Raw genomic sequence first — 13,567 nt, forward strand, 5'->3', positions numbered from 1 at the left:
GCACCTTCTTACGCTTGAATCTTCTCGATAGTTACTTTCGTGTACGGTTGACGATGGCCTTGTTTCTTGTGGTAGTTCTTCTTAGGTTTGTATTTGTAAACTACAACCTTAGCGCCTTTACCATGTTTCTCGACTTTAGCTGTTACAGACGCGCCGCTTACGAGCGGAGTTCCTGCAGTCAGACCACCTTCGTTAGAAACAGCCAATACACGGTCAAAAGTTACACTTGCGCCGTCTTCAGCTTCCAACTTCTCAATGAACAAAACATCGCCCTCTTGGACTTTGTATTGTTTACCGCCAGTTTCGATAATTGCATACATTTTACTTGCACCTCCTCATGTCTCAGACTCGCCTAGTCTAGGTGGCAGATTCCCGTGGGAACTGCACTTATGTACCCGATCGGAGCGGTTACAGCATGTGCAGGACCGAATCAATCAAACACATACTTGAAGATATTATCATACTTATCGCCCATCGTCAACTCATTCCATCCATTCTCCAACTTTCCCAGTCCCTCCGCAGCACTGACAAAGGATAGGTGCGAAGCTGGCTGAATCATGTCTTGCCTTCTTCCGGGTCATCTCGAGGAGTCCAAGTCTTGTCCAACCGAGAATATGGGTTTTGGTTCGATCCTTGCAGATCACTTTCTCCAGCCGCTCGGTAACCATTTTACGGTGTATCTCTTCTTCCATATCAATAAAATCAACAATAATAATTCCGCCCGTATCTCGCAAACGGATCAGACGACCAATCTCCTCTGCTGCAAGCAAATTAGTATTCGTCACCGTCTCTTCAAGGGATGCTCCTCCAATGTATTGCGCGGTGTTCACGTCAATAACGGTGAGCGCCTCCGTCTCATCCCAGATCATTGTCGCTCCGCCCTCCAGCGTGATCTTGCGACTGAAGCTCTTGTGCAGCTGTTCCTGAACCCCATAAGCTGTAAAAATGGACTCCGGTCCATTATATAAACTCACAGGCTTGTACCCATCAGGTGCCATGTCATCCAGAAATGCCTTGGCTTCTTTAACTGCAACTGGAGAATCTATAATCAACTGATCACGCTGTGGATTAAAAGCATCTCTTATAAAACGCTGAACAATACTAAGATCACGATGAAGTAGAGCTGGGGGTTCTGCAGTTTGTGCCCGACGTGTAATGTTATCCCATTGCGCACGTAAAAATGAAAGATCACCCTCCACTGCTTCATGCGGCTCATCCTGAGAGACGGTCCGCATAATAACCCCCTCTTCTTTCATTCGCAGACGTTCACCAATTCCTTTGAGCCGGCTACGTTCTGCATCGCGACTTATTTTTTTGGATACCCCAACATAATCGGCAAAAGGCATGTACACCATCCAGCGACCGGGCAATGTATAATGGGTCGTTACACGCGCACCTTTGCCGCCACTAGGCTCTTTTCTTACTTGTACAACAATATCCTGACCCGGCTGCAAAAGCGTCTCGATAGAAGGCTTCACATCCGGCTGTCTATCCAAATGAGGGTGCAATACATCATCAACATATAAAAAAGCATTCTTCTTCTGTCCAATGTCAACAAAAGCAGCCTGCATACCTGGAAGTACGTTAATCACACGGCCTTTATAATAACTTCCGACCAGCCCTTGCTGCTGATCGCGTTCAGCCGCGTACTCCACAAGCCTTCCGTTCTCCAGAAGAGCCATTCGGGTAATGTGCTGCGTGCAGTGAACGATCATCTGTTTCATGGCTTCACCTCTGGTTTCGTTCATTCATTCATCCCTTCTCACGCTCTGCATAAATACACTACATTCCGAAGTAGGTAGATATTAAGCGCTGTTCCGGCACAACAGCAACAACATTTCCTTCGCCGTTTAATACATAGATAAAATGATATTGATTACGTTTAAATAGACGCAATATAGCATCTAAAGGTTTCGCAGATAAGGCAACAATTGGACGAGCCACACTTCCTGTCCGCAAATGATACTCATAAACCGCCTCCCTATTCATCAAAAATGCAACAAATCGGTACGGTAAATTCCGATGATCCGTGAGATTTGAATACAATAAAAAAGCACCGATCATAACCATATTCAGCCTCAAGCCTCCGCCCGCTCCAAGAGGCAATAGCGCATAAACAATCACAAAAATGCTTGCAGCAACACTCACTCGTCCGCTCCATAGCAAAGTATAGTAATAAGGAAGAAATAAACTAACTGTAGCCTGAAGTACTTTGCCTCCGTCAAGTGGCAGAACAGGCAAAAGATTAAAGAGCGCAATAATGGCATTAGCATTTATAAAATAGACTAAAAATTCCTGATTACCATAACCTGCTTGCTGAAGCCCAAGAGCCATAACAATCATGATTCCATTTTGCAGCGGACCGGCAAGTGCAATACCAATCTCACGACTAGCGGTGAGCCGCCCATGATCCTCAATAACCGCAACTCCGCCAAACGGAAGAAGCTGAACCGATTTGACTGTAACACCAACTAAAAGGGCAGCCACCACATGTCCTATTTCATGAATGAGGACGATCGTAAATAAAGTTAGCAACTCCAGAAATTGTCCTGTGAGTACAGAGAACAACATAATGATTACGAACAATGGATGTAGTGACAGATCGATCCCTAAGATCCTAATCAAACGATACCACTTCTGTAGGATCAATATAAGTCTTGTCTTTCATCACTGCAAAGAATAGCGTTGGAGCTGAGGAGCCCTCTTTCTCCAGCATCCACCCGAGTTCATCTCCACTCTGAATCCAGTCATCAATCTCCAGCTTAGTGCCATTTAAATGTCCGTATTCTGCTGTGATTCCTCCAGAATGTTGAACTGCAATTCGAATGCCACCGTCCAATTCTTTGGAAATGGAAAGAACACGTCCCATGTCTATACTCTTCACCGTCACATTTGAGGTTGAATCGATTTGAGGCATAATTTCTACACCTTTTAGCGTGGAGGCAAAGGGCTCCACAATGCTTCCAGCTACCGGAGCACTAAGCTCATGTTGAGCTGCTGCCTTTTGAGCAGGTTCGTCTTTGTCACCAAATATCGGTATGAACGCCGGTGCACCATTAAAATTCTCCTCATACCAGACCCGCACTGCTGTGAAATCCATGTCATTACTCAAGGCATCACTAATAAAGGCTTGGACTTTATAGGACCATGGCTGGTGAACTGTAAAAACTCCCCACACCGCTCCAAACACAAGCACACTGGCTATAACCCGTCGAATAAAACCGGAAGAAAATTTAGAACCTCCTCCTCCTGGTTCCTCCCAGCCACCCCGTCTCTCTTTCCACATCACTTCCGGATCAGGCTCTATAGATGATTGCTCCTCATTTTTCTTAAACCCCGTACCCCACTCCTTGAAGCTCGTACTCTTTTCGGGCATAACGAATAACGGAGGCACCTCTGCTGTTTCTATATTCGGGATTTCCTCCAGCAAACTACGGATACGCTCCTTACGGCGATTCTTGATATCTGATTTGAGATCCATGTTTATCCCTCCGGACGGGCTTGTTTTACTTCCATTTTATGAAGCACGGAAGTCTCTTTAGAACAAGCCCACCCAAGGTGGAGCACTTAAATACCACTAAATAAATAAATCCCACCCATAGATTTCTCTAGTGGTGGGACCGTTAATGCTTCTATAGTAAGATTGCTTGGTGCAGAATTAAGCCATACCGAAAAATTTCTTGAACTTCTTAAATGCTCCCGGTTTCCGATCAAGTTGCATTAGCGGCACAGCATCACCTAAAATTCTACGAGCAATATTGCGGTAGGCAATAGCTGCTGACGAATCGGGATTCATAACTGTAGGCTCTCCACTATTTGCGGCCTTAATGACCAGTTCATCATCCGGAACAATTCCGATAAGATCAATATTCAACACCTGTAAAATATCCTCAATATCAAGCATATCCCCAGACTTCACAAGACCTGGGCGAATACGATTTACCACCAGCTTTGGCGATTCCACATGTGACTGCTCAAGCAGTCCGATAATACGATCCGCATCCCGCACAGCAGCATGCTCTGGTGTGGTAACCACGATCGCTTTATCCGCACCGGCAATCGCATTGCGGAAGCCATGTTCAATCCCTGCTGGACAATCAATCAAAATATATTCATATTCCTTCTTCAGTTCGAGAATAATATCTTTTACTTGTTCAGGAGTGACGGACGTTTTATCCTTCGTTTGAGCTGCGGGCAACATATACAGCTCATCAAAGCGTTTGTCTTTAACGAGCGCTTGATTAAGGCGACAACGACCCTCCGCTACATCCACAAGATCATAAATGATACGATTCTCAAGCCCCATTACAACATCCAGATTACGCAGTCCAATGTCGGTATCGACGAGACATACTTTTTTACCCTGCAGTGCAAGAGCGGTTCCAATATTGGCTGTTGTGGTTGTTTTGCCAACTCCGCCTTTGCCCGAGGTTACGACTATCGCTTCTCCCATGGAGGCTACACCCCTTTAAACACATTTAAATCCTGACGTAATTTGACCAAATTATGAATTTTATCGATTTGCATAGCTCCGTTCGTCAAATATGCAAACTCCATACTACTCTCTCGGGTTTCCCACTCATCGGGAGGACGACTGATAATATCAGCAATACGCAGTTGTGTTGGAGACATTAATGAAGCAGCGATAATCGCCTCCTCATTCCCATCTACTCCAGCATGCGCCATCCCTCTAAGTGAACCTAGAATGTAGATATCGCCTGAACAGGTTATGGTCCCTCCTGGGTTCACATCCCCCAGATATAAAAGATTTCCATCATGGTGCAGCACCTGACCGGAACGAAGAATCCCGCTCATTAGAAACAACGCGTCATTATCCTCACTGCCGGGCACTGGAAGCGCCTCTATGGAACGAATCAGTAGGTTTCCCTGTCCCTTCAGAATCTCTAGCACAGCTTCCTTATCTTCCTCAGTTACGGGACGATTGCCCAGCTTAATATCCACATGGACAATCGGTCCAGTCAAAATATTTTGATGGCTGTGCTCCAGCTTATAGCGAAGCTCGCTCAGAAGATCTTCGAAGGGACACTTGTCGTCTAGCAGGAATATCAGGCCATCCTTGATGCCCTTAATCCTTACATGCTTGGATTTTACTGTCATATGCCTGGCCCCCTATCCTCATTCATTCGTGCCGGGCCCCTTAAATTCCTGCTTTGAATAGAAAGAAAATAGAAGCTCTTTATGCCGCTTCTTCCGTACTCTTCTCTTTCTTGATCAGCTCAAGCTGGCGTCGTACCGGTATGTAGAGGATCAGAGCAATAGCAAAATGAAAGAGCATCGTTGGTAGCATATGATTCAAAATAGCCCAGCTATAAGGCTCCTGATTGAGATTGAATACACTATAAATACCAAATAACACACTATCCTCTAGCAAGCTTCCGAGCAGAATCACAGTCATCATAAGAGGCAGTGGCGCACGCGGAATCTGAAACAGAAGGCCGATTAAATAAGCCGACAGACCCATCGCAAAAGAATGTGCTCCTAAAATTCTGCCATAAAAAACGACATCATGTAATAATCCGAAAGATAGACCCAATATAAGTGCTGTATGACGATGATGATATACAGCCACGAACAATAGTACAACGAACACCAGATTCGGAATAATTCGCATCTGCCAAACATCTGGAATCAACCAAGGCAGAATGGTTCCCTCCAGAATAAACAAGAGGAACAGTAGCAGAACAAGAACAGATCTGCGCATATTCACTATTCAGCACGCTCCTCCGTATAAACAACAATCAACTCTTTCCAGTCCTGAAATTCCGCTGAAGGCTTAATCACTGCTGTGGAGGTTAATCCAAATTCACCAACCTCAACGCTATCAACCGTACCGATAGTCAATCCTCGCGGATACAATCCCCCAATACCTGAAGAAACTATAACATCCTTCGCCTTAATAGGATCACCCGGTGGAATTTTAGTCATCAGCAATCTATTTGTCTTTGGATTATAACTCTCAATCATACCAAAGGACTTCCCCTCTTTATTTAAGGCAGTTGCCGCAATCGGCGGCTGGGAATTAGGGTCATTCGTATCCATCATAGTCATCAGCTTCACAGTAGAAGTGAAATTGCTGACTTGGCTAATAACGCCCACCAAACCTTCAACAGATATCACGGACATATTTGGTCTAACGCCATCTTTGGAGCCTAAATCGATAACAATCGTACTATTACTTGGTTCGGTAGTCTGGCTAATTACCTGAGCAATATGATAATCATATTTATACAATTTCTTCTGTTCTTCAGTAAATTTCCATTTTTTCTCCAACGAATCATTCCGTGCCTGAATGAAGTTATACTGGGCTTTATCACGCGCATACTGAGCGGCTAGAATCTTCAGTTGCTTATTTTCCTCAGCAAGATCTTTCAGATTTCCGATATCTTCAAACAAGCCCGCTACATATCCAGCGGGCTTGTAGAACATTTTTTGCACGAAACCAGTCGTATCTCTAAGAAAATTCTCCGGCCAGGACAAGGAACTCCTTGATGCCAAACTGAAGCCCATCACTACAATGAACAGCACCAGTGTAATCAACAGAATAAACAGACGTTTATTGCTTAAGAGTTTAAACAGTTTCAACACCCTCTAACAACAGTATTTCTCCCATAACAGGGGTTGACGTACACAAGTGGCAATACATAGGCTTATCTCTTAGAGCGAAGACTGGAACTGCTGCGACTCTTGAACAAATGGATATTATCAAGCGCCTTTCCTGTTCCAATCGCTACACAATCCAGAGGGTTCTCAGCGACAATAACTGGCATTCCGGTTTCACGCGCAAGCAGTTTATCCAAGTTACGAAGCAAGGCGCCTCCACCTGTCAAGACAATCCCGCGATCCATGATATCTGCTGCGAGCTCCGGTGGACATTTTTCTAAAGTTACTTTAACAGCTTCAATAATAGAACTCACTGTATCGGACAATGCTTCACAGATCTCATCAGAAGTAATTGTAAGCGTCTTTGGCAGGCCTGTAACGAGATCGCGTCCGCGAATTTCCATAGTCTCAGCTTTCTCAAGTGGCAAGGCAGAACCTACATCCATTTTAAGCTGTTCCGAAGTACGTTCACCAATCATCAGATTGTACTGACGTTTGATGTACTGAATGATGGACTCATCCGCTTCATCACCCGCAACACGTACGGAACGACTAGTAACAATACCGCCGAGTGAAATTACAGCAACTTCAGTAGTACCTCCGCCGATATCAACAACCATACTTCCTGTTGGCTCCCATACCGGTAGATCTGCACCAATCGCTGCAGCAAAAGGTTCTTCGATAATGTAAGCTTCGCGAGCACCAGCTTGTCTAGTAGCATCTTCTACGGCACGTTGCTCTACAGCAGTAATGCCGGATGGTACGCAGACCATTACATTAGGGTGACGTTGGAACATAGAACGTTGTTTCTGTGCTTGACGAATAAAATATTTTATCATCGTAGCCGTTGTGTCAAAATCAGCGATAACGCCATCCTTCATCGGACGGATCGCACGAATGTTTCCCGGTGTACGACCGATCATCTTTTTAGCGGATTCACCCACGGCTTCAATCGTCTTAGTGTCAGTGTTAATGGCTACAACGGAAGGCTCTCTTACAACGATCCCCTTACCGCGTACATAGACAAGCGTATTCGCTGTCCCCAAGTCAATTCCTAAATCTTTCGTAAAACTACCCAACATGCTAATTCTCCTTTTCCTAAGTAAATCTTCACATTTATATTACATGTGTCCTTTTTCTTTCAAGCTTACAAAGCTGCTATCACCGATAATTAGATGATCTAACACGTCAATCCCGACAATCTCGCCTGCCTGAAGCAGTCTTGAGGTCAAGGAGATATCCTCCGGACTAGGCGTTGGATCACCACTAGGATGATTATGTGCGCATATGATAGAGGCACTACTACATTTTATAGCTGCTCGGAATACCTCACGAGGATGAACAATCGAAGCATTAAGACTGCCCATAGACAACGTTTCTTGTCCTATCACATGATTCTTCGTATTCAGAAACAAGCAGACAAAATGCTCCTTCTGCAGATAACGCAATTGCTCAGTCAGTATCTCCGCAGCGTCCTCAGGACAACGGATAATGACCGGCATGTTAAACCTGGAGTTCGCAAGGCGCCTTCCAAGTTCGATGCCTGCTTTTAGTTGCACGGCCTTGGCAGGGCCGATACCTTTGATTTCGGTCAGTTCTTCGATGCTAAGGTCAACTAGCCCACGCAGGCCACCGATTTTCCCCAGCATCTGCTGTGCAATATGAATAGCCGATTCACGGCGTGTTCCCGTACGCAGCAGAATGGCTAACAACTCCGCTTGACTTAATGATTCCGCCCCATAATGCATCATGCGCTCTCTTGGTCGTTCTTCATGGGGGAGGTCCCGCAGCATTACTGATTGCGACTCCATCCCTATCCCTCTTTCCCAAGCTTCCTACCGGTTCAATACAGTTATACCGAACTCGGACAGCATTTCGCCAAGAAGCGACAGCGGCAATCCGACAACATTGAAATAACAGCCTTCAATTCGTTCCACCAAGGTGGAGCCAAGCCCTTGTATCGCATAAGAGCCAGCCTTATCAGCGGGCTCTCCCGTAGCTATATAAGCAATAATTTCATTCTCCGTCATTGCTCTCATCGTTACGGAAGTAACACGGTGCTCCACTATAGTCTTTCCATGCGGAAGTCCAATACAAGCTACACCCGTGTATACCTTATGATTCCGGCCCTGAAGTCTGGTAAGCATCGATTTACTGTCCAGCTCGTCCACCGGTTTGCCTAGCACAGTGTTATCTAGTACAACAATCGTATCACTACCAATAATTACTGCGTTACGCTCTCCTGCTGCAGCCACTACAGCCTCTGCTTTTCGTAGAGCCAAACTGCGCACGATTTGCTCCGGCGTAAAGTTCGGTGGTGTGCTTTCGTCAGCTTCGCTGGTAATGACCTCAAAAGGCAAGCCCAGTAAAGACAAAAGCTCTCGTCGACGCGGTGAACCTGAGGCTAAAATAATGTGTTGTGAGTTGTCCACGTTGTAAACGTCCCTTCTTGATCAGTAACGAGAGTTACAGTCTTCGGTACAGCCATACAGCTGTAATAATACCGACGAGACTTAGCATGCACAATTTCAAATGAATAGTGATGTCATAGGTTATGATGTCCAAATCGGCTCGCGGAGACCACTTAAGCACAGTCGATGTTGTTAGAAAAGAAAGAGCCTTTACCGGCTGCAGTAGCTTGGCGATCCAGGCTCCAGCCAGCCAGCCTAGAATTAGAAATAACAGCAGTGTTCCTACATTTTTCTTCTTCATCTCAGTCTTCCCTCGCCATTTTTTGACACCCTAATTATTATACGGTGAAATTGTGATCAATACAAACGTAAAATCCCTTACGGTAATGTTTACCACCATTTGCACTAAAAGTTGCGGAGCGATACCATCCTCCGTATCAATTATAGTTTAAGTTATATAGGGATAATTTCCTCTTTCGCGCCAAAACAGCAAGCCCCCACATCTGGAGGCTTGCTGTCTTTAATGTCAACAATCTATCAGTTAATTCATTGCAGTTAGTAGCTGTTTCTGGCTAGTCAAAAAGCTCAGCATCGATTCTTGCACTTCCCAAAGTAGGCCCTGAGCCTTGTTCTTGTTATATTCACTCCAGGCTGATATCCCTTGGCTCATTGATTTCTCTAACGCTGCGCAAATGCTTTTGGCTTCAGGAGATACGCCTTGTTCCAGCACTTTTACTGCTTCACTCCATTTCAGATGGAGATCACTCATAGCGGGGGTATTTGCTGTCGTACTAGTTTGGCCAGCGCTAAGTAAAGAAGCAGATTGACTGCTTAGTTCACTGAGCAGCTGCCCACTCACGGAGAAATAGTTCTTCACTTCCTCTGCATTACCGGTATAGACAAGCTGTTCAGCCCCGGGAAGTGCCACCTCTCTCACATACAGTTCAATACCCTGATTCTTTAGTCCGCTGCTAAGTAGCTTGGCCTGTTCACGGTCGGATGACATTCCAGCATACACACGATTGCCGTCTGCAGGATCCATACCCGCAGCCAATCCTGCGGTTAACAACTCCTGGCGAGCCTCTTCAGCACCTGCAGGTGTACTGAATACTCCGTACTGCAGCAGATAATAGCTTTGCGCAGCTACTTGAACTGGGATGGTGTTCTTCCCTGCATTTTCAGTACCCGTCACTGGTAATCCTGATGTACCTACACCTGCCGGATCTTTAGCTCCACTGGACTGCACTGAAGTAGCCGCCATGTCTGCTGTCCCATTTCCAGAACTGCTGTCCATATTCCCTCCGTAAAAAAAAGAAAGTGCAGCATAACCAAGCAGTACCCCTGTGCCGATGGCTCCCGTAACAGAAAGAGCTAATTTCCACCAATACGAAGGACGCCGAGTATGATAAGAGCCTCCGTAACTGCCAGAGGATACATTCTCTAATTTATCCCTGCTATCCGAAACCATATCTGACAGAAGATACGATTGCTGTGTATATCTAAAATCCTTATCCTGTTCGTCCCATTCTTCCTGACGTGGATCTACAGTACCCGAGTAATAGTCATAGGAATCTTCCGGTGGTGCCTCATGCGTGGAACGAAAATCAGGCTCATAAAGCCATGTTTGCTGTGCTGGACCTACCTCTTGACGCAGTCCCTCAGCGTACTCTTCAGCTGTGCCCAATCCGCCATTTGACCAGCGCTCCACCACTTTAGGCTTTGGTTTAGGCTCGTCCTTGTTCACGTCAAATCGGAATGTCATTCTTCCGTTATTCAACAGTTACACCTCACCTCATCTAATCTATAAGTAAATATATGATAGACAATAGAGAGATATGCTATTTTTAAGCCATAGGAATTATGAAAGATTATGCAGATTCAGTTTACATTACATGTACCTTTTATATACTATATAAAAAGAGCTAAAAGTGTACACTATACTAGGTAAGCTAGAAATGATGCTTTAGTTCACTACTGATTAGGAGGGCTTCTTCTGAAACAAAAAATTCAAGCAGCTATTGTAGGCTACGGAAATTTAGGAAAAGGTGTACGTAAGGCTATCAACCAAAGTGAAGATATCGAGCTAGTTGCGATCTTTACGCGCAGAGAACCTGGACAACTGGAAGCCGGAGAAGCCGGTGTGAAGTTCGAACACATCTCTGCCGTCGAACAATATAAGGGTAAAGTGGATGTTATGATTCTATGCGGAGGATCGGCTACCGATCTGCCAGAACAAACACCAGCCATTGCCCGGATGTTTAATACCGTGGACAGCTTTGATACTCATGCCAAAATCCCCGAGTTCTACGAGACCGTTGACGCCGCAGCTAAACAAGGTGGAACACTCAGCGTAATTTCTACTGGTTGGGATCCAGGCTTATTCTCAATGAATCGTCTGCTCGCTGAAGCTATTCTTCCACAAGGTAAAGAATACACCTTCTGGGGCAAAGGCGTTAGCCAAGGCCACTCCGATGCGATCCGCAGAGTAGATGGAGTTAAAGCTGGTGTACAATATACCGTTCCAGTACAAGAGGTTATTGAGGCCATTCGCGCTGGTGAAACACCAGAGCTTACCACTCGTCAAAAACACCTTAGAGAGTGTTTTGTAGTGGCTGAAGCAGGGGCAGATCAAGAACGCATTCGTGCAGAAATCGTGAATATGCCGAACTATTTTGCAGATTATGATACTACGGTTACTTTCATCACTGAAGAAGAATTGGCAGCTCAGCATAGCGGAATTCCGCACGGCGGGTTTGTTATTCGCAGTGGTGTAACAGGGGAAGGTACGAAGCAGATTGTTGAATTCGGCCTGAAGCTGGAGAGCAATCCAGAATTTACAGCTAGTGTTCTCGTGGCCTATGCCAGAGCCGCTCAGCGTATGAGTCAAGAAGGACAGAGCGGAGCGCGTACAGTATTCGATATTCCACTTGGAATGTTGTCTCCGAAATCTCCAGAAGAATTACGCCGCAACCTGCTGTAAAATCATACAAAAATGAAATAACCCGCGTAGGACCCTAAAACGTCCTCGCGGGTTTTTTATATACTGCAGGCAGAGCCTTCTCGGGCGTACCTTTTACACAAGACTAAGAATCTTGTTCTTCACATAATTCACTTCGTAATCCTTCAACAATGTGCGATGCGCCCGATCAGCAATAATCGTTGCCATCTCAGGATTCTTTAACAACGTTATTACGCTAGCAACAACATCAACTGAGGTATTAGCAAGCAAAATATTACGGTTATGCTCACAGTTCAATCGCTCGCATACTATAGAACTAGTAACCACCGGCGTTTTGAGTGCCCATGATTCCAGAATGTTTCTGGAGACTTCACAACCTTCAAGGATCGGCACAAGAACCGCTTTAGCACGACGTATATAATCAGCAGACGGTTTCAAAGGTCCAGTGATAATGACCGATACATCATCCTTTACAAGCGTCAACACATCCGTATGAACCTCATGACCCGTGATGTAACACTTGATATCAGGCACTTGCTCTTTAATCAAAGGGTAGCTTTTCTTAAAGAAGTTTTGAGCAGCCTTAATCCCTTGTCTGGTGTTCATATTCCAGTGCAGAACCATTGAATTTTCTTTTGCAACAGGCTCAGTAAAAACGTCGTATTCATTCATTTTTATGAAATGAGGAACAACATGAACTTTACGGGCATCCGCAAAGGATAGAGATTTGAATGAAAGGGCATCCCATTCCGAGGTTGCCAAGAGTACACCCGTTTTATTCATTAGTCTCCGCTTATTCCGCCGAACCAAAGCCTCATTTAGTTTATAATAAGGATTACTGCTGCTCGGCTTCCCAATTTCTTTTCCAACGGCAAGCCCGCTCTCAAAACGATACGTATCTGTAATAACACTGGCCTCAGGAAGCAGATTACGAACCATATCAATGCAATTTCCCAGCAAGCTATGCGATATAAATACATGTCTGTAATTATTCGATCTACAAAGCTCCAAGATGGTACTCTTCATGTCTTTCTCCGCATGACTCCGATTAGTGAAATTCCGTAATATATGTAAGGGACGCAGCATAGATCTCCACGAGTTAATGCACCCGTTAATGTAATGAACCGTTAGTGCAGTTCCATCATTTGTAGACATATCCTTGTGCGTACTGGCATACGTCAGCAAATCAATATCAAATTTCCCTAGCAAAATCTCGAGAATACTCCCTGTTCTCATTTCTCCTTCTAGATCCTCTGCGCTTTGATTTTGTGCTGAAAGGAACAGCATTCTTTCTCGCATGACTCTGGCTCCTTGAATTTTTTATATAAATCATCTCTACTTATCACTGCAACTTTAGATGCAGTTCAATAGTAACTCATTTCACATAAAATTTTTGTCGATTTATAGGGAAACCTTTAAAATTTTTATATATTTTCATGCTTTATTCGAAAATCATTGCGATAAACCTATATATATCGCTATTTTTTTGAAGATTCAAGCAAAAAAACTTCTTTTCCAGTAATACACGAACATGAATTTTCTATTCCAAAATTTTATACTCGTTAGGTATTCTGAA

Annotated in this window: 15 protein-coding genes and 1 other annotated feature; of the genes, 1 reads left to right on the plus strand and 14 read right to left on the minus strand. The window is 44.7% G+C overall.

Features of this window, described 5'->3' with window-relative positions; genetic code table 11:
* Positions 1–8: 8 nt before the first annotated feature.
* The 13 genes from rplU to NST34_RS25770 form a co-directional block, all read right to left on the minus strand.
* Positions 9–320 carry a 50S ribosomal protein L21 gene (gene rplU, locus NST34_RS25710; RefSeq protein WP_042130566.1) on the minus strand — a complete coding sequence of 104 codons (312 nt, stop codon included), beginning with the start codon at positions 318–320 and terminating at the stop codon, positions 9–11.
* A 14-nt stretch (positions 321–334) separates the two neighbouring features.
* Positions 335–420, minus strand: a sequence feature (ribosomal protein L21 leader region).
* 62 nt (positions 421–482) lie between these two features.
* Positions 483–1,724 (minus strand): Rne/Rng family ribonuclease, encoded by a 1,242-nt coding sequence (locus NST34_RS25715; RefSeq protein WP_341129595.1) that lies wholly within the window; start codon positions 1,722–1,724, stop codon positions 483–485.
* Positions 1,725–1,782: 58 nt separating this feature from the next.
* Positions 1,783–2,625, minus strand: a complete 843-nt coding sequence (locus NST34_RS25720) for a M50 family metallopeptidase (RefSeq protein WP_076300739.1) — start codon at positions 2,623–2,625, stop codon at positions 1,783–1,785.
* Entirely contained in the window at positions 2,618–3,481 is an 864-nt protein-coding gene (locus tag NST34_RS25725; protein WP_042191169.1) for a M23 family metallopeptidase, read from the minus strand. Before NST34_RS25725 ends, NST34_RS25720 begins: the two co-directional genes overlap by 8 nt.
* A 177-nt stretch (positions 3,482–3,658) precedes the next feature.
* Positions 3,659–4,453: a septum site-determining protein MinD gene (minD, locus tag NST34_RS25730; RefSeq protein ID WP_042130573.1), complete on the minus strand. Its 795-nt coding sequence runs from the start codon at positions 4,451–4,453 to the stop codon at positions 3,659–3,661.
* A 5-nt stretch (positions 4,454–4,458) separates the two neighbouring features.
* Complete coding sequence (gene minC / locus NST34_RS25735; protein ID WP_341129029.1) at positions 4,459–5,118, minus strand: septum site-determining protein MinC; 660 nt, start codon at positions 5,116–5,118, stop codon at positions 4,459–4,461.
* Positions 5,119–5,197: 79 nt separating this feature from the next.
* Positions 5,198–5,728 carry a rod shape-determining protein MreD gene (gene mreD / locus NST34_RS25740; RefSeq protein ID WP_313636702.1) on the minus strand — a complete coding sequence of 177 codons (531 nt, stop codon included), beginning with the start codon at positions 5,726–5,728 and terminating at the stop codon, positions 5,198–5,200.
* Entirely contained in the window at positions 5,728–6,606 is an 879-nt protein-coding gene (gene mreC, locus NST34_RS25745; RefSeq protein WP_341129030.1) for a rod shape-determining protein MreC, read from the minus strand. Before mreC ends, mreD begins: the two co-directional genes overlap by 1 nt.
* A gap of 62 nt (positions 6,607–6,668) precedes the next feature.
* Positions 6,669–7,703 carry a rod shape-determining protein gene (locus NST34_RS25750; RefSeq protein WP_042191174.1) on the minus strand — a complete coding sequence of 345 codons (1,035 nt, stop codon included), beginning with the start codon at positions 7,701–7,703 and terminating at the stop codon, positions 6,669–6,671.
* Positions 7,704–7,742: 39 nt separating this feature from the next.
* A complete protein-coding gene (radC, locus tag NST34_RS25755; protein WP_042191176.1) occupies positions 7,743–8,432 on the minus strand; it encodes a RadC family protein in 690 nt (229 codons plus the stop codon).
* A 24-nt stretch (positions 8,433–8,456) separates the two neighbouring features.
* Positions 8,457–9,053, minus strand: a complete 597-nt coding sequence (locus NST34_RS25760; protein WP_341129031.1) for a Maf family protein — start codon at positions 9,051–9,053, stop codon at positions 8,457–8,459.
* 34 nt (positions 9,054–9,087) lie between these two features.
* Entirely contained in the window at positions 9,088–9,333 is a 246-nt protein-coding gene (locus tag NST34_RS25765; RefSeq protein WP_042191180.1) for a DUF4321 domain-containing protein, read from the minus strand.
* A gap of 240 nt (positions 9,334–9,573) precedes the next feature.
* Positions 9,574–10,809: an SPOR domain-containing protein gene (locus NST34_RS25770; protein ID WP_341129032.1), complete on the minus strand. Its 1,236-nt coding sequence runs from the start codon at positions 10,807–10,809 to the stop codon at positions 9,574–9,576.
* 216 nt (positions 10,810–11,025) lie between these two features.
* On the opposite strand from NST34_RS25770, the gene NST34_RS25775 reads away from it, so the two are divergent.
* The gene (locus NST34_RS25775) at positions 11,026–12,012 is read left to right on the plus strand and encodes a diaminopimelate dehydrogenase (RefSeq protein WP_076286493.1); all 987 of its coding nucleotides are present in this window, start codon (positions 11,026–11,028) and stop codon (positions 12,010–12,012) included.
* A 93-nt stretch (positions 12,013–12,105) separates the two neighbouring features.
* Here NST34_RS25775 and NST34_RS25780 read toward each other — a convergent pair whose 3' ends face one another.
* On the minus strand, positions 12,106–13,290 hold the full coding sequence (locus NST34_RS25780; RefSeq protein WP_341124311.1) for a glycosyltransferase: 1,185 nt from the start codon (positions 13,288–13,290) through the stop codon (positions 12,106–12,108).
* Between the last annotated feature and the right edge of the window lie 277 nt (positions 13,291–13,567).

Origin of the sequence: Paenibacillus sp. FSL H7-0714 (assembly GCF_038003765.1) — a bacterium.
GTDB lineage: Bacteria > Bacillota > Bacilli > Paenibacillales > Paenibacillaceae > Paenibacillus_AQ.

Coding starts and splice junctions, on each gene's coding strand:
- minC (WP_341129029.1), bottom strand. CDS start 5,118: ATGACAGTAAAATCCAAGCATGTAAGGATTAAGGGCATCAAGGATGGC.
- NST34_RS25725 (WP_042191169.1), bottom strand. CDS start 3,481: ATGGATCTCAAATCAGATATCAAGAATCGCCGTAAGGAGCGTATCCGT.
- NST34_RS25750 (WP_042191174.1), bottom strand. CDS start 7,703: ATGTTGGGTAGTTTTACGAAAGATTTAGGAATTGACTTGGGGACAGCG.
- NST34_RS25715 (WP_341129595.1), bottom strand. CDS start 1,724: ATGAAACAGATGATCGTTCACTGCACGCAGCACATTACCCGAATGGCT.
- radC (WP_042191176.1), bottom strand. CDS start 8,432: ATGGAGTCGCAATCAGTAATGCTGCGGGACCTCCCCCATGAAGAACGA.
- NST34_RS25780 (WP_341124311.1), bottom strand. CDS start 13,290: ATGCGAGAAAGAATGCTGTTCCTTTCAGCACAAAATCAAAGCGCAGAG.
- minD (WP_042130573.1), bottom strand. CDS start 4,453: ATGGGAGAAGCGATAGTCGTAACCTCGGGCAAAGGCGGAGTTGGCAAA.
- NST34_RS25765 (WP_042191180.1), bottom strand. CDS start 9,333: ATGAAGAAGAAAAATGTAGGAACACTGCTGTTATTTCTAATTCTAGGC.
- rplU (WP_042130566.1), bottom strand. CDS start 320: ATGTATGCAATTATCGAAACTGGCGGTAAACAATACAAAGTCCAAGAG.